The following is a 15,749-nucleotide window of genomic DNA, read 5'->3' on the forward strand; positions in this document are numbered from 1 at the left end:
GGATGTGAGCCACCGAGTCTGTAAGGCACGGACGGATAACCCGTACCCGCCAGATCGGATCGACCTTATGGGCCGACACGTCTTGTAGGACAAATCCTGCAAGATCAGTGGGGCGAGCAGTATAAAAAGCTGACGGCAGGCTTTTTCACTCTATAAACAGCTAAATTCAGAGAGAAATCTCGGTATCTTCGGGTTTTGCGGAGTGGCATTACCTGAAATTTTCGCCGTTTGTCATTTTTGAACGGCGCCGAGTATTGCACAGCCATGGTGCAGCGTCATGCCCCTACCTAGGACCTATTTACCGGCTGCGATGGCTCTATCTCACCCCTTTCCCGCCCCCGTCGAATACTCCCGGACCCGCGCCTGCCCGCGCGGGTCGTCAAGGATGATGCGGTGTTTCCGTTATACCGCGGCGCTCGCGGGTCTATCGCCAACACCTGCGTTCCTACAAAAGAGGTGATTGCTTTCAGGTCGATCACAAATTTTTCACCATTGCCCACCACCGTCTAAGCTTCAGACAAGTCCGATCAATTTGCGTGAATGGATCAGTCGACTATGGGTGCTTTGCGACAGACCGATTCGAGTAAAAATGTAGTGCCAACTGATCGCGTGGAAGAAGCGCCTATCCCTGAAAAGTCCCATTCAAGCCGGCTTTGGTGGCGGCTGTTCTGGCTATTGCTGCTGATGGCGCTGGTCGCCCTCGGCTTTGCCGCGTCCAAGGAAATGCGCACCTCGAAACTGCAGGCGCGCGAGCTCAGCAAGTTCGCCGCGGACCTGAACTACTCCATGGCGCCCGGGCCCAGCGATGCCATCGTCTACCCCGGCGCCGGCCCCTTCGACAAACGCCTGGGCTACAGCGTCCTCGATGATTTCATCGCGCGCCTGCTCAAGCGCGGTTACGTGGTGGAGGCCCAGACCCGCTTCTCCCCCGCGTTGATGAACTACAGCGAAAACGGCTTCTTCGTACCCTATACCGAGAAGATTCAGGCCGGGCTGTCGATCACCGATTGCCGCGCGGCGCCGCTCTATCAATTCAAGTACCCGCAACAGCTCTATTCGAACTTTGCCGCCATCCCGCCGGTGATAGTGCGCAGCCTGTTGTTCATCGAGAACCGCGAGTTGCTCGATCCCGAGCAGCCCCTGGCCAACCCGGCGGTGGACTGGCCGCGCTTCGCCAAGGCCGCCTGGTCGCAAGTGGCCAAGCTCCTGCACCTGCCCGGGCAGACGGCGGGCGGCAGCACCCTGGCGACCCAACTGGAAAAGTACCGGCACTCGCCGGACGGCCTGACCGTGTCCGGCGCGGAAAAGCTCCGCCAGATGATTTCCGCCAGCGTGCGCGCCTACCAGGGCGGCCAGCAGACCCTCGAGGCCCGGCGACGCATCATCCGCGACTACCTCAACAGCGTGCCGCTGTCGGCGGTGCCCGGCCACGGTGAAGTGCACGGCATGGCCGAAGGACTGCGGGTCTGGTACGGCGCCGACTTCGCCCAGGTCAATGAGCAGTTGGCGAGCACCGCCAGCGATCCGCAGAGCCTGGCGCAACGCGGCCTGGCCCTGCGCCAGGTGCTGTCGCTGATGATCGCCCAGCGCCGCCCTTCGCATTACCTGTCCAAGGGCCGCCGAGAGCTGGCCGAACTCACCGACAGCCATATCCGCCTGCTGACCCAGAATGGCGTGATCGATACGCCGCTGTCCGAAGCCGCCCTGGCCAGCAAGGCCACCTTCCGCGACTGGGTGCAGCAACCGACGATCCAGCCGATCGAAACCAACAAGGGCATCAGCGTCGCCCGCAGCCGCCTGGCCGGCCTGCTCAACCGGCCGCTGTACGACCTCGACCGCCTCGACCTGTCGGCCACCAGCACCCTGCAAAGCGACCTGCAACGCCAGGCCACCGAGTACCTCAAGCACCTGGCCGACCCGGTGTTCGCCGGCGAGATCGGCCTGCTCGGCGAACGCCTGCTGACGCCGACCAGCACCACCCAGGTGCGCTACAGCTTCACCCTGCTCGAGTTGACGCCGGACGGTTCGCGGGTGCGGGTCCAGACCGACAGCACCGACCAGCCCTTCGACATCAACGAAGGCAGCAAGCTGGAGCTGGGCTCCACCGCCAAGCTGCGAGTCCTGACCACCTACCTGCAGATCATTGCCGAACTGTACGAGCAGTACGGCGCCGAAACCCCGGCGGTGCTGAAGAAAGTCGAAATCGCCGAACAGGACCGCCTGAGCCGCTGGGCCGTGGACTACCTGATCCAGAACAGCGACCGCAGCCTGCCGAAAATGCTCGAGGCGGCCCTGGACCGCAAATACTCGGCCAGCCCCGGCGAGAGCTTTTTCACCGGCGGCGGGCTGCACACCTTTCATAACTTCCGCAAGGAAGACAACGGCCGCATGCCGACCCTGCGCGACGCCCTGCGCGAGTCCATCAACCTGCCCTTCATCCGCCTGATGCGCGACCTGGTGCGCTACAGCACCTATGCCGGCCCGAGCAACAGCGCCAACCTGCTCAAGGATGACGGCGACCCGCGGCGCCAGGAATACCTGGCCAAGTTCGCCGACCGCGAGGGAACCTCCTTCCTCCTGCGGTTCTGGAAGAAATACCGCAACAAGGACACCCAGGCGCGCCTGGACACCTTCCTCGACAGCATGCACCCGACGCCGATCCGCCTGGCGGCCGTGCACCGCTACCTGCTGCCGGAAGCCAGCCAGGAGAGTTTCAACAGTTTCATTCGCTCGCACCTCAAGGGCGCCAAACTCACCGAAAAGCTCACCGACGAACGCCTGGACAAGCTCTATTACAGCTACGGCCCCGGCTCCTACGACCTGCCCGACCAGGGCTATATCGCCAAGGTGCACCCGCTGGACCTGTGGCTGCTCGGCTACCTGCTGAACAACCCCGACGCCAAGTTCAGCGAGATCGTCAAAGCCAGTGAATTCGAGCGCCAGGAGGTCTACAGCTGGTTGTTCAAGAGCCGGCACAAGAGCGCGCGCGACAGCCGCATCCGCACCATGCTGGAGATCGAGGCGTTCCTCGACATTCACCAGCGCTGGCAGAAAGTCGGCTACCCCTTCGACCACCTGGTGCCCTCGCTGGCGACCGCCATCGGCAGCTCCGGCGACCGCCCCGCGGCGCTGGCCGAACTGGTCGGCACCATCCTCAACGACGGCGTGCGCATGCCAACCCTGCGCATCGACAGCCTGCATTTCGCCGCCGATACGCCTTATGAAACCAAGCTGGTCAACGACCCGGCCGAGGGCAAGCGGGTGATGCCTTCGGAAGTGGCCACCGCGCTACGTGGCGCCTTGTCGCAAGTGGTGGATGCCGGTACCGCCAGGCGCCTCTCCGGCAGCTTCAAGCTCGCTGACGGCACCCCGCTGGCCATGGGCGGCAAGACCGGCACCGGCGACAACCGCATCGAGGCCGTCGGCTCCGGCGGACGGATTCTCAGTTCGAAATCCATCAACCGCACCGCCACCTTCGTGTTCTATATCGGCGAACACCACTTCGGCACCCTGACCGCCTATGTACCGGGCGCCTCGGCCCAAGGCTTCAAGTTCACCTCGGCCTTGCCGGTCCAGGTGCTCAAGGGTATGGCGCCGATCCTCACGCCGTACCTGCAACCGGGCAGCAATACCCAATGCCTGGGCAGCCTGGCCCAACGCTGACGCCTCCCGTAGTCCAATAACCGCTGCCTGTAGCCGCTGCCACAGGCTGCGATCGACTCCGCAGGAGGCGTGCTCTTGAGGCCCTCAAAAGGTCCTCCGGACCTTATCGCAGCCTTCGGCAGCGGCTACAGCCATGCCCCCCTCGAATTCATTCTCCGACCAACGGCTGGCCTGGCAGGCGCAGAAATGCTTGCGCAATTTTTAAGATATATCTTAAGTTATGTCTTAACCGAACAGGAGAAAGAGAAAATGAGAGAACACCAGCATCCCCACCGCGAGTACGGCAACGGCCACGACGGTTTCGAAAAACGCCCCGGGCGCGAACGCGGCGGCCGCGGCCCGCGGGTCTTCGCCCCCGGCGACCTGAAGCTGCTGCTGCTGGCGCTGATCGCCGAGCAGCCATGCCACGGCTATGACCTGATCCGCCAGATCGAAGGCATGTTCGATGGCGCCTACAGCCCGAGCCCGGGCGTGATCTACCCGACCCTGACCTTCCTCGAAGAGAGCGAATTGATCAGCGGCGACGCCGAAGGCGGGAAAAAACGCTACAGCGTGACCGAGGCCGGTCGTCAGTCATTACAGGACCAGGCGATTGCCCTGGACGGCGTGCGCATGCGTATAGACGTCAGCAAGCGCTCGCTGCGCGGCCACGATCGCCCGGCGGAAATCCACGAGGCGGTGCACAACCTGCGCCACGCCCTGCAGATGCACCACGGCCGCTGGAACCCGCAAGAGATCGTGCGGGTCCGCGACCTGCTGAACAATACCGCCCGCGCCATCGTCGACGGCCCGGCCACCCCTTCTACCCAGGAGTCAGCTGAATGAGCGCAGACAATTCACCAACGATTCATCGGGTCAGCCACGAGATCAAACGCCGCCGCCTGGAAGTGCTGCGGGTGCTCGACCTGACCCCACGCATGCGCCGCATCACCCTGGGCGGGCCGGAACTCGCCGGCTTCATCAGCCTGGGCAGCGACGATCATGTGAAGTTGCTGTTCCCGCAGAACGCTGAGCAGCAGGCCGCCCTGGAAACCCTGGTGCTGGGCCCGGGCAAGGACAACGGTGTAATGCCGGCCATGCGCGACTACACGCCACGGCGCTACGACCTGGACATCGGTGAGCTGGATATCGATTTTGTCCTGCACGGCGACGGCCCCGCCTCGACCTGGGCCGAACAGGCCAAGCCCGGCCAGTTCCTGCATATCGGCGGGCCCCGCGGCTCGATGATCGTGCCGGACATGTTCGACAGCTACCTGCTGATCGGTGATGAAACCGCGCTGCCGGCCATTGCCCGGCGCCTGGAAGAACTGCCGGCCGGGCGCCAGGTGCTGGCGGTGATCGAGATCCAGGACGCCGCCGAGCGGCAGGTGCTGCAGAGCGCAGCGCAGGTCGAGATGATCTGGGTCGAACGCGACGGCGGCCAGCAGGACCTGATCAGCACCGTGCGCGGGCTACAGATACCCAGCGGCAAGCTGTACGCCTGGGTGGCCACGGAAAGCAAAGTCTCGCGGCAGATTCGCCGGGTGCTGCTGGACGAGCACCGACTCGACGACGCGTTCGTGAAGGCCGCCGGTTATTGGCGCCTGGACAGTAGCGAGGAAGAGTGACGAACTGCCAAGCCTCGTTCCTACAGACCTGCCTCTGTAGGAGCGAGGCTTGGCCGCGATGACACCTTCCAGTTCACCGCACAATCAAGCCTGGCGACGCCCCAGCCAACGATCCAGCCCGACAATCCCCAGCGCCACCAGCACAAACCCCGCCAGGATCCCCAGCGCATTCACGAACGCCTGTGCGTAGCCCAGCTTGTCCACGTCGACAAAAGGATAGGGATACAACCCCAGCACATGCCCGCGCAGCAGCACATAAGCGAAGTACAGCAGCGGGTAGAGCATCCACCCGGCGACATGCCGCAACCCCAGGCTGCCCTTGGGCACGCAGCACCACCAGTAGACGAGAAACAGCAACGGCATCACGTCGTGCAGCAACTCGTCCGCCACCAACTGCCAACCCTGGGGATGCCACAAATGACGCAGCAACAGGCTGTACGCCAGCCCCGCCACCAGAATGCTGACCGCGATACCGCTGCTGACCCAGGGTTGCAGAAAAAACCGCTGCCCCCGTGAGCTGCGCAGGTTCAGGGCACAGGTCAGCACTACCGCCACCAGGGTGTTGGTGAGCACGGTGAAGAAACTGAAAAAATTGATCAGCCCGCCCAGCAGGCTGGCGTCCACCGTCCAGCGCAGATGGAGGATCAGGTACAGCTGGATCGTCAGACCCGCCCAGCCGAGCAATGCGGCCAGCACGGTGAACAGCCGTTTGCCGCCTGAAGGAAAAACCGGCTCGACAGCCATCGAAGGTCCTTAGAGCGGGCGTTTGGTGCGCTGCAATTTCACGTACAGCTGCTCGACTTTCTCCCGCGCCCAAGGCGTCTTGCGCAGAAAGGTCAGGCTCGACTTGATGCTCGGGTCGCTCTTGAAGCAACGGATATCGATGCGCTCGGCCAACCCCTGCCATTCGTAATGTTCCACCAGCGCCTTGAGGATCTGTTCCAGGGTGACGCCGTGCAGCGGGTCGTTGTTCGTTGCAGTCATGCCGGACCTTTGAGCAAGAGAAAAAGGAAGTCGCGCACCTTAGCCGAGGGTTCGATCCGGTGGAAGGGCGAACACTCATCAACTGTAGCCGCTGCCGCAGGCTGCGATAGCGCCGAAGGCGCTCATGCACCTGAGATCGCCGCGAGCGTTCCGCTCGATCGCAGCCTGCGGCAGCGGCTACATCGAAACGAATGTCCCCTCTCCTGAAAAAGTTCCTTCCTTTTCGCGCCAAAAGAGATGTTATATTGTATCAATACAAGGCAACCCCCTGATCCAGACACCTCGCCGTGTCACGCCTGTTCTCTTTTGACTCAAAGCGCACAGCCCTGCGCTTGCCAAGGAATGACCGATGTCCCTCTCTGCCCACCGCCCTTCTCGCTCTCTACTCTGGCGCCTGACGCCACTGTCCGCTGCCTTGCTGATCGCCTCCCAGGCCCACGCTCTGGAACTGCAACCGCAGGTCATCACCGCCAACCCGCTGGGCAACCAGCAAACGGCAGCGCCGAGCACGGTGCTGGAAGGCGACGAGCTGACCCTGCAACAGCAAGGCAGCCTCGGCGAAACCCTGAATAAACAGCCGGGCGTGTCTTCGTCCTACTTTGGTCCGGGCGCCAGCCGGCCGATCATTCGCGGCCTGGACGGCGATCGCATCCGCCTGCTGCGCAACGGCGTCGGCGCCCTGGATGCGTCGTCGCTGTCCTACGACCACGCGGTGCCGCTGGACCCGGTCAACGTCGAGCGCATCGAGATCGTCCGTGGCCCGGCCGCCCTGCTGTATGGCGGCAGCGCCATCGGCGGCGTGGTCAACACCTTCGACAACCGCATCCCCACCGAGGCCATCGAAGGCATCCACGGTGCCGGTGAATTGCGCTATGGCGGTGCCGACACTACCCGCAGCAGCGCGGGCAAGCTGGAAGCCGGCAACGGCACCTTCGCCCTGCACCTGGACGCCAACTCGCGGCAGTTCAACGATCTGAAAATCCCCGGCTACGCCCGCAGCCGCCACGCCCCGCCGAGTGAAGACGGCGACGGCAAGAAAGGCCGCCTGGGCAACAGCGACGGCCGTCAGGACGGCGGCGCCATCGGCGGTTCCTACACCTGGGACGACGGTTACGCCGGGCTGTCCTACAGCAACTACGACTCCAACTACGGCTCGCCCGCCGAAGAGGACGTGCGCATCCGCATGAAGCAGGACCACTACGCCTTCGCCTCGGAACTGCGCAATCTCGACGGTCCATTCAGCTCGCTGAAATTCGATGCTGGCTACACCGATTACGAACACCGCGAAATCGAAGGCGGCGAGACCGGCACTATCTTCAAGAACAAGGGTTACGAAGCCCGTGTCGAAGCCCGTCACCGGCCCCTCGGCCCGCTCAATGGGGTGATCGGCACCCAGGTCAGCCGCAGCGAGTTTTCCGCGCTCGGCGAAGAAGCCTTCGTGCCCCAGACCGATACCGACAGCGCCGCACTGTTCATCCTCGAAGAACTGCAGGCCACCGAGCGCCTGAAACTCAGCCTCGGCGGGCGCCTGGAACACACCCGCGTCGACCCGGACAGCAAAGGCAACGAGCGCTTCAGCCAGGCCGACAGCTCCAACAGCTTCACCGCCGGCAGCCTGTCGTCCGGCGCGGTCTATACCCTGACGCCGATCTGGTCCGTGGCCGCCACCCTGGGCTACACCGAACGCGCCCCGACCTTCTACGAGCTGTATGCCAACGGCGCCCACGTGGCCACCGGCACCTATGAAGTCGGCGACGCCAACCTGTCGAAGGAAAAAGCCGTGTCCAGCGACCTGGCCCTGCGCTTCGACAATGGCACCCACAAAGGCAGCGTCGGGGTGTTCTACAGCCACTTCTCCAACTACATCGGGCAGCTCGGCAGCGGTCGAACCCTCAACGATGAAGGCGAGGAAGACGCCGGCGGCATGCCGGAATACACCTACTCCGGGGTCCGCGCGCGGTTTGCCGGTATCGAAGCGCAGGATCATTGGAAACTCGGCGAAAGCGCCTACGGCAAGTTCGCCCTGGAACTGTCCGGCGACTACACCCGCGCCAAGAACCTGGACAACGGCGAAGCCCTGCCGCGCATCGCCCCGCTACGCCTGAACAGCGGCCTGCTGTGGGAACTGGATCGCTGGCAGGCGCGCATCGATGTCGAACACGCCGCCAGCCAACGTCGCGTGCCGGACAACGAAAGCGGCACCGCCGGCTACACCACCCTGGGCGCCAGCGCCGGTTACCACTTCGACATCGGCAGCAGCCAGTGGCTGGCCTTCGTCAAGGGCGAGAACCTGACCAACCAGACCGTGCGTTACGCCAGTTCGATCCTGCGCGACATCGCCCCAGCCCAGGGGCGCAGCATCGAGGTCGGCTTGCGCACCACCTTCTGAGGCCCCCACAATCGCAGCCTTCGGGCTGCGATTTTCCTCTCCCCCCTCCCCTCAGAACCTGACTCCCACGGCATTCCGGAATCCCCAGCCTGTACCGCCAGGCCGTGACCGGGCAAAATGCGCCGCTTTATCTTTCCAAGGTTGCGTACCTGTCATGACGGCCTGAAGCAGTGCCATCAACCCGTGACCTCCCGCAGAAACCGGATTTCCATCCAACAAAGGACTGACCCCTTGTTCAACCTCACACGCCCGTTCGCCGTGCTTTTGGCTCTCACCCTCTCGCTTGACGCCGTCGCACTGTCACTTCAATCGGAAAAACGTGCAGATGGCACAACCGTGCTACTGCTCACCGATGCCCCCGCCCCGGCACGACCGCCACAGCTCAATGAAGATCCAGCAGTTCGCGCGGCCCTGATTGACTTCATCGGCTACGCCACTGGCAGCTTCACCAGCGACGGCTCCATGATCGTGACGCAAGTATTGGACTCCCTCGATTCAGAGTTCTCGACGTTCGAGGAAGGTGTGCCTGCCGGGCGCAAAATGTTCACTGCCATGGATCACGATCATGGCGATGAACGCGCCGCATTGCTGTTGAACGACAAGGGGCAGTTGATCGCCGTAGGCTTGGTGAATGGACACTGCACCGTCAAATCAAGGACAGAGTCGTTGTCCTGCAATCCAGGCCCCGAAACCGTGCTGACCATCTTCCAGGCCAAAGATGCGCAGAAGAGTGACGCCGAGCCAATCATTGCCTGGAGCAAACAGTTGCCGCCAATGGTCGCGTTCTGGGCCGAAAGTGAAGATCCCGAAACTCGTGCTCGCGCGCAAAAGATTGCCACGGTTGAATACATCACCACCGACCCGAAAAAGGACTCTTGGAGCGCCGCGCAACTGCCCGCCGATTTCCCCAAGGCAATGCTTGCGTTGTTGCCCAAAAACTCCCACTTAGTGGGCGCGGGCGTTGATGGTTTTTTCACCACCCCGGGCCTGAAAGGCGCGCCGATTTATGGAGACTACGACGAACTGGCCGGCCGGCCGCGGCATGATTTCGAGGTGCTGTTGCAAACCTATGCGCCGTTCTCCGAGGTCGTGAAGTTCTACCAGGAGCAAGCCAAAGGCGCCGAGCTACGCGCAAACGATGAAAAAGCCCTGATTGACGGTGTAGCTGGCGGCGGTACTTACAAGATCGAGATCAAGGACAAAGAGGAAGAAGGAACGTCCATCACGTTCTCCGGCTGGAGAAAAGAAGTCTGAAGCGCTCTCTTAGTTGAATCAGCCCGACACAAGAGCAAGTTGTTCAAAATAGAACGACTTGCCCCCTGTTTGACTGGAAGAAGATTGACGGTAGTTTCGTGCCGAATACAAACGGCAGAAAAAAGCACACTGTTACCAAATCCGAAATGATTCATGTCACTAAAAGCGCTTTCTCTCCAAGAGGAGGCGCTTTATCCTTACGCCCCCAACGCTGAATCGTTTTTTTTCCTTAAAACAGTGGCTACCGCTTGCGATCCCAAGGTTCGCAAGGCGCGATATCCCCTGTTTCTGACCACTTATAAAAAGCCCTTACCTGACAACTTATGCCTAATTTCAAGCCTCTCAAAGACAGCGCTGTCTTTCACCCTACCGCCAGCCAGAAAGCCATGACCCTGCTCAGCGCCTTCGGCCTGGCCACTTGCGCCCAGGCCGCGCCGGCCTTCGACAGCGAGTCCCCCTGGATGCTCGGCGACTGGAATGGCAACCGTACCGAGCTGGCGAAAAAAGGCTACGACTTCAAGATCGACTTCGTCGGCGAAATGGGCGCCAACCTGCATGGCGGTTACGACCATGACCGCACCGCACGCTTCAGCGACCAGTTCGCCTTCGGCAGCCACCTGGACCTGGGCAAGATCCTCGGCTGGAACGATGCCGAGTTCCAACTGACCATCACCAAGCGCGACGGTGACAACATCAGCAACGACCGCATCAACGATCCGCGGGTCGGCGGCTTCACCTCGGCCCAGGAAGTCTGGGGCCGCGGCCAGACCTGGCGCCTGACGCAGATGTGGTACCAGCAGAAATTCTTCGACCAGAAGCTCGATATCAAGGTCGGCCGGTTCGGCCAGGGCGAAGACTTCAATAGCTTCCCCTGCGACTTCCAGAACCTGGCGTTCTGTGGCTCCCAGGTCGGCAACTGGGCTGGCAGCGTCTGGTACAACTGGCCGGTCAGCCAATGGGCGCTGCGAGTCAAATATCACCTGACCCCTGAGCTCTACGCGCAGATCGGCGCCTATGAGCAGAACCCGTCCAACCTCGAGCGCGGCAACGGCTTCAAGCTCAGCGGCAGCGGCACCCAGGGCACCCTGCTGCCGGTGGAGCTGGTGTGGACGCCAAAGCTCAACGGCCTGCCGGGTGAATACCGCGCCGGTTACTACTACAGCAGCGCCAAGGCCAGCGACGTGTACAAGGACAGCAACGGCCAGCCGACGGCCTTGAGCGGCGAGGCCTATCGCAGCAGTTCGAGCAAGCACGGCCTGTGGCTGGGCGCGCAACAGCAAATCACCAGCCTGGCCAGCGACCACTCTCGCGGTTTGAGCCTGTTCGCCAACGCGACCCTGCACGACAAGAAGACCAACGCTATCGATAACTACGTCCAGGCCGGTCTGGTCTACAAGGGCCTGTTCGATGCGCGCGCCAAGGACGACATCGGCTTCGCCATGGCCCGGGTCCACGTCAACCCGGCCTACCGCAAGAACGCCGAAGCGACCAACCAGGCCAACCTCATCCAGGACTACGACAACCCGGCCTACCTGCCGCCCCAGGACACCGAATACAGCGCCGAGCTGTACTACGGCGTGCACCTCACCAACTGGCTGACCGTGCGCCCGAACCTGCAATACATCCGCCACCCGGGTGGCGTGGACAAGGTCGACGACGCGCTGATCGGCGGGATCAAGATCCAGAGTTCGTTCTGATAAGCCCTGGGGCTCACCCAATCTGAATAAAACTGTTTTTCCCAAACACTGCTGAACCATGCCCGCGCCTGATCGTCATCTACAGTGAACAAGCGCGGGACTACCTTAAACGTCACGGAGAACCACACTATGAGCACTGATGGTGCTTCAAGTCCGAGCCGCCTGCTGCCGAGCCTGCTCGGTATCTTGCTGCTGCTAATGGGCCTGGCCATGCTGGCCGGGGGGATCAAGCTGAGCATGCTCGGCGGCTCGCTGTACTACCTGTTGGCCGGTATCGGCCTGATCGTCAGCGGCGTGCTGCTGCTGGCGGGGCGTAGTTCCGCGCTGCTCGTCTACGGGGTGGTGCTGTTCGCCAGTTCCGTCTGGGCACTGTGGGAAGTCGGCCTGGACTGGTGGCAACTGGTACCACGCCTGTCGCTGTTCTTTGCCCTGGGTGTGGTTCTGCTGCTGCCATGGTTCCGTCGTCCGCTGCTGCGCAACGGCCCGGCGCCGCTGGGTACCGCGGTACTGGGCGTGGCCGTGGTCCTGGCCGGCGGTGCCGCGATCAACAGCCAGTTCACCAACCCGGGCGAGATCTCGGGCGAACTGGGCCGTGAAAGCGCCGACACCACCAGCGCCGCGCCGACCATGCCCGAAGGCGACTGGCAGGCGTATGGCCGTACCGAGTTCGGCGACCGCTACTCGCCGCTGACCCAGATCACTCCGGCCAACATCGGCAAGCTGCAGGAAGCCTGGCGCATCCGCACCGGCGACATGCCGACCGCCAAGGACCCGGTGGAAATCACCAACCAGAACACCCCGCTGAAGGTCAACGGCATGCTCTATGCCTGCACCGCCCACAGCCAGGTGCTGGCGCTGGACCCGGACACCGGCAAGGAAATCTGGCGTTTCGACCCGAAAATCCAGGGTCCGAACGGCGATGACTTCCGTGGCTGGGCGCACATGACCTGCCGCGGCGTGTCGTACTACGACGAAGCCAGCTTCAACAAGTCCGACGCCATCAGCACCCCGGCCAGCCTCTCGGCCGCCGGCCAGGCCATCGCCGCCAGCTGCCCGCGTCGCCTGTTCCTGCCGACCGCCGACGCACGCCTGATCGCGATCAACGCCGACACCGGCAAGGTCTGCGAAGACTTCGGCAACAAAGGCGCGGTGGACCTGAAGGCCGGTATCGGCCCGTTCACTCCAGGCGGCTACTACTCGACGTCGCCAGCCGCCATCACCCGTAACCTGGTGATCATCGGCGGCCACGTGACCGACAACGAGTCGACCAACGAGCCGTCCGGCGTGATCCGCGCCTTCGACGTGCACGACGGTCACCTGGTGTGGAACTGGGACGCCGGCAACCCCGACGTAACCACTCCGCTGCCGGAAGGCCAGACCTACACCCGCAACTCGCCAAACATGTGGTCCCTGGCCAGCGTCGACGAGAAACTGGGCCTGGTCTACCTGCCGCTGGGCAACCAGATGCCTGACCAGTGGGGAGGCAACCGCACCGCGGGCGCCGAGAAATTCAGCGCCGGCACCGTGGCCCTGGACATCGACACCGGCAAGCTGCGCTGGAACTACCAGTTCACCCACCATGACCTGTGGGACATGGACGTGGGCAGCCAGCCGACCCTGGTGGACATGAAGACCGCGGAGGGCATCAAGCCGGCGCTGATCCAGCCGACCAAGCAAGGCAGCCTGTACGTGCTGGACCGCCGCGACGGCACCCCGATCGTGCCGATCCAGGAAGTACCGGCGCCGGCCGGTGCGGTCGAAGGCGACCACACCGCGCCAACCCAGGCCCGTTCGGACCTGAACCTGCTGCCACCGCCGCTGGAAGAAAAAGGCATGTGGGGCGCCACGCCGTTCGACCAGATGCTGTGCCGCATCCAGTTCAAGGAACTGCGCTACGAAGGCCAGTACACCCCGCCATCGATCCAGGGCAGCCTGGTCTACCCGGGTAACGTCGGTGTGTTCAACTGGGGCAGCGTGTCGATCGACCCGGTCCGTCACCTGCTGTTCACCAGCCCGAACTACATGGCCTTCGTTTCCAAGCTGGTGCCGCGCGCCGAAGTCGCCGCCGACAGCAAGCGCGAAAGCGAAACCTCCGGTGTGCAACCCAACACCGGCGCGCCTTACGCGGTGATCATGCATCCGTTCATGTCGCCGTTCGGAGTACCTTGCCAGGCCCCGGCCTGGGGCTACGTGGCCGGTATCGACCTGACCACCAACAAAGTGGTGTGGAAGCACAAGAACGGCACCAGCCGCGACAGCTCGCCAGTACCGATCGGCCTGCCCATCGGCGTGCCGAGCATGGGCGGCTCGATGGTCACCGCCGGCGGCGTGGGCTTCCTCAGCGGTACCCTGGACCAGTACATCCGCGGTTATGACGTGAACAACGGCAAGGAACTGTGGAAATCCCGCCTGCCAGCGGGCGGCCAGGCCACGCCGATGAGCTACACCGGCAAGGATGGCAAGCAGTACGTGCTGGTGGTCGTGGGTGGCCACGGCTCGCTGGGCACCAAAATGGGCGACTACATCATCGCCTACAAACTGTCGGAATAAGCGTTACCGGCGGTGAATGAAAAGGCGGCTACCTGCGGGTAGCCGCCTTTTTTTGTGGGTGGCGTTTGGGGAGTCTCTTCGGCCTTTCATTTTTGTGTTGCCTGGCCTGACGTCATCGCGAGCAAGCTTCGCTCCTACAGAAGCAGGATCGCTGCGTTCCCGCTGTGCGCTTCTGTAGGAGCGAGGCTTGCCCGCGATAAGGTCCACCCAACCACCATAAGGCTCCCGGACGATACCGACTCGTGTAGCCGCTGCCGAGCCTGCGAGGCTGCGATCGGCCGCAAAGCGGACGCCAAACCAGACAACGCGGTGTATCAGGCCGACGGGGGATACCGCCCTTGCGTCTGCTACGCAGACGATCGCAGCCTCGCAGGCTCGGCAGCGGCTACAGGGCCAATGTCGATCCGAGATTGGTGTGGCAGTGGCTACAGCGAAAATTCCTACAACACGCGTCGACTCCCATCACCTTGTCCCGCCGGGCCCCGGACTCTATGGTTTGGCCTGTCACTGCAAACTCAGTGACAGGGTGTGGAAGCCCTTATATCGTTAGGCGCGCAAAGCAACGTGAGTCAGGCGTTTTTTCGCCTGCACTTTATGGCGGCTGTGCGTGGGGCACTCTCGAGTGCGCCGGGTGCCTAACGTCCCGGTCTTCCACACCTGCGTACAGCCGCCACCTGATTACGTGGAAGTGATTTCTGGCGACTCCGACTCATACGTTAGGAACAGACCAATGAAAAAACTCACTCCCGATCCACCCGCGATCTTCGACGACACCAAACCCCACCGCTACATGGCCCTCACCAGCAACGACTGCACCATCCCCGCCTTGCTGATCGACACCGAGGCCCCCCTGGATGTGCTGCACGAAGCCGCCGCTCACCGCATCCGCGCCGCGATCCAGTTGCTGGAAAACATCGCCAGCGACGCCAACCTGCACAGCAACCCGGCGCTGCTCCAGGATTTCGCCCAACTCTGCGTCATCCCCCTGCGCGATGGCTGCGACCTGCTGGACGTACTCGGCCGGCGCCTGCAGGAACAACTGCTGACCTGAACCCCGATCCGGGGCCGACGACGCCAGCCGGCCCTGCGCCGACGCCGCCCTCAACCCGGTCATTGCATAGGGACATTAGCCCATCTGTGCTAATCGACCCTCCCCCACCCCGGCGATATAGTGCCGACCACTCACTCGCTCTTCTCAACACCGCCGCTGCGCGGTGTCGGGGTCGGCTGCGCCGTAGAAAACACAACAATGCCAAGGAAGAATCACCATGAACCCCCACCCCACTGCTCGTCCCCTCGCCCTGCTCAGCATCCTGGCTCTCGCCCTGGGCGGTTGCGCCATTGCAAAACCCAGCAACGACGACCTCAAGAACCGCGCCCAGACCACCCTCGGCAAGCCCGTGACCACGGTCTCCAATGTGCGTAGCGACGCGTCCCAGACCTACTTCACCGCCAGCACCAGCAACGGCGAATACAATTGCGTATTGCCCAGTGGCGGCATGGTCGCCTTCGCCTCCATGGGCGGCGTCGTAGCGCTCCCCGCGGAGTGCACCAAGCAGTAAGCCGCGGCCCATCGTCGATGGTTCATGGCGACAGACTTCAGAC

11 protein-coding genes are annotated in these 15,749 nt (G+C 62.9%); 9 read left to right on the top strand and 2 right to left on the bottom strand.

Annotation, left to right across the window (positions count from 1 at the left end):
• The first annotated feature begins 555 nt into the window (after positions 1 to 555).
• From H0I86_RS24925 to H0I86_RS24935, 3 genes are all read left to right on the top strand, one after another.
• Positions 556 to 3,663, top strand: a complete 3,108-nt coding sequence (locus H0I86_RS24925) for a transglycosylase domain-containing protein (protein WP_180922547.1) — start codon at positions 556 to 558, stop codon at positions 3,661 to 3,663.
• 249 nt (positions 3,664 to 3,912) lie between these two features.
• Entirely contained in the window at positions 3,913 to 4,488 is a 576-nt protein-coding gene (locus H0I86_RS24930; RefSeq protein WP_180922548.1) for a PadR family transcriptional regulator, read from the top strand.
• Entirely contained in the window at positions 4,485 to 5,270 is a 786-nt protein-coding gene (locus tag H0I86_RS24935; protein ID WP_180922549.1) for a siderophore-interacting protein, read from the top strand. The genes H0I86_RS24930 and H0I86_RS24935 overlap by 4 nt, the downstream gene beginning before the upstream one ends.
• A gap of 84 nt (positions 5,271 to 5,354) precedes the next feature.
• Here H0I86_RS24935 and H0I86_RS24940 read toward each other — a convergent pair whose 3' ends face one another.
• Entirely contained in the window at positions 5,355 to 6,014 is a 660-nt protein-coding gene (locus H0I86_RS24940) for a Pr6Pr family membrane protein (protein ID WP_180922550.1), read from the bottom strand.
• Between the two features lie 9 nt (positions 6,015 to 6,023).
• A complete protein-coding gene (locus H0I86_RS24945) occupies positions 6,024 to 6,254 on the bottom strand; it encodes a VF530 family protein (protein WP_007923118.1) in 231 nt (76 codons plus the stop codon).
• A gap of 349 nt (positions 6,255 to 6,603) precedes the next feature.
• On the opposite strand from H0I86_RS24945, the gene H0I86_RS24950 reads away from it, so the two are divergent.
• The 6 genes from H0I86_RS24950 (at position 6,604) to H0I86_RS24975 (ending at position 15,706) form a co-directional block, all read left to right on the top strand.
• Positions 6,604 to 8,643, top strand: a complete 2,040-nt coding sequence (locus H0I86_RS24950; RefSeq protein ID WP_180922551.1) for a TonB-dependent receptor — start codon at positions 6,604 to 6,606, stop codon at positions 8,641 to 8,643.
• 231 nt (positions 8,644 to 8,874) lie between these two features.
• Complete coding sequence (locus H0I86_RS24955) at positions 8,875 to 9,897, top strand: hypothetical protein (protein WP_180922552.1); 1,023 nt, start codon at positions 8,875 to 8,877, stop codon at positions 9,895 to 9,897.
• A 323-nt stretch (positions 9,898 to 10,220) separates the two neighbouring features.
• Positions 10,221 to 11,594 (top strand): carbohydrate porin, encoded by a 1,374-nt coding sequence (locus H0I86_RS24960; RefSeq protein ID WP_180922553.1) that lies wholly within the window; start codon positions 10,221 to 10,223, stop codon positions 11,592 to 11,594.
• A gap of 129 nt (positions 11,595 to 11,723) precedes the next feature.
• A complete protein-coding gene (locus H0I86_RS24965) occupies positions 11,724 to 14,144 on the top strand; it encodes a glucose/quinate/shikimate family membrane-bound PQQ-dependent dehydrogenase (RefSeq protein ID WP_180922554.1) in 2,421 nt (806 codons plus the stop codon).
• 730 nt (positions 14,145 to 14,874) lie between these two features.
• Positions 14,875 to 15,195 carry a hypothetical protein gene (locus H0I86_RS24970; protein ID WP_180922555.1) on the top strand — a complete coding sequence of 107 codons (321 nt, stop codon included), beginning with the start codon at positions 14,875 to 14,877 and terminating at the stop codon, positions 15,193 to 15,195.
• Positions 15,196 to 15,412: 217 nt separating this feature from the next.
• Positions 15,413 to 15,706 carry a hypothetical protein gene (locus H0I86_RS24975; RefSeq protein ID WP_180922556.1) on the top strand — a complete coding sequence of 98 codons (294 nt, stop codon included), beginning with the start codon at positions 15,413 to 15,415 and terminating at the stop codon, positions 15,704 to 15,706.
• Positions 15,707 to 15,749 lie beyond the last annotated feature (43 nt).

Origin of the sequence: Pseudomonas chlororaphis subsp. aurantiaca (assembly GCF_013466605.1) — a bacterium.
In the GTDB taxonomy this organism is placed as follows: domain Bacteria; phylum Pseudomonadota; class Gammaproteobacteria; order Pseudomonadales; family Pseudomonadaceae; genus Aquipseudomonas; species Aquipseudomonas chlororaphis_I.

Bases quoted from the DNA above. Each gene is read 5' to 3' on its own strand.
- H0I86_RS24925 (WP_180922547.1), top strand. From the start codon at position 556: ATGGGTGCTTTGCGACAGACCGATTCGAGTAAAAATGTAGTGCCAACT.
- H0I86_RS24930 (WP_180922548.1), top strand. From the start codon at position 3,913: ATGAGAGAACACCAGCATCCCCACCGCGAGTACGGCAACGGCCACGAC.
- H0I86_RS24935 (WP_180922549.1), top strand. From the start codon at position 4,485: ATGAGCGCAGACAATTCACCAACGATTCATCGGGTCAGCCACGAGATC.
- H0I86_RS24940 (WP_180922550.1), bottom strand. From the start codon at position 6,014: ATGGCTGTCGAGCCGGTTTTTCCTTCAGGCGGCAAACGGCTGTTCACC.
- H0I86_RS24945 (WP_007923118.1), bottom strand. From the start codon at position 6,254: ATGACTGCAACGAACAACGACCCGCTGCACGGCGTCACCCTGGAACAG.
- H0I86_RS24950 (WP_180922551.1), top strand. From the start codon at position 6,604: ATGTCCCTCTCTGCCCACCGCCCTTCTCGCTCTCTACTCTGGCGCCTG.
- H0I86_RS24960 (WP_180922553.1), top strand. From the start codon at position 10,221: ATGCCTAATTTCAAGCCTCTCAAAGACAGCGCTGTCTTTCACCCTACC.
- H0I86_RS24965 (WP_180922554.1), top strand. From the start codon at position 11,724: ATGAGCACTGATGGTGCTTCAAGTCCGAGCCGCCTGCTGCCGAGCCTG.
- H0I86_RS24970 (WP_180922555.1), top strand. From the start codon at position 14,875: ATGAAAAAACTCACTCCCGATCCACCCGCGATCTTCGACGACACCAAA.
- H0I86_RS24975 (WP_180922556.1), top strand. From the start codon at position 15,413: ATGAACCCCCACCCCACTGCTCGTCCCCTCGCCCTGCTCAGCATCCTG.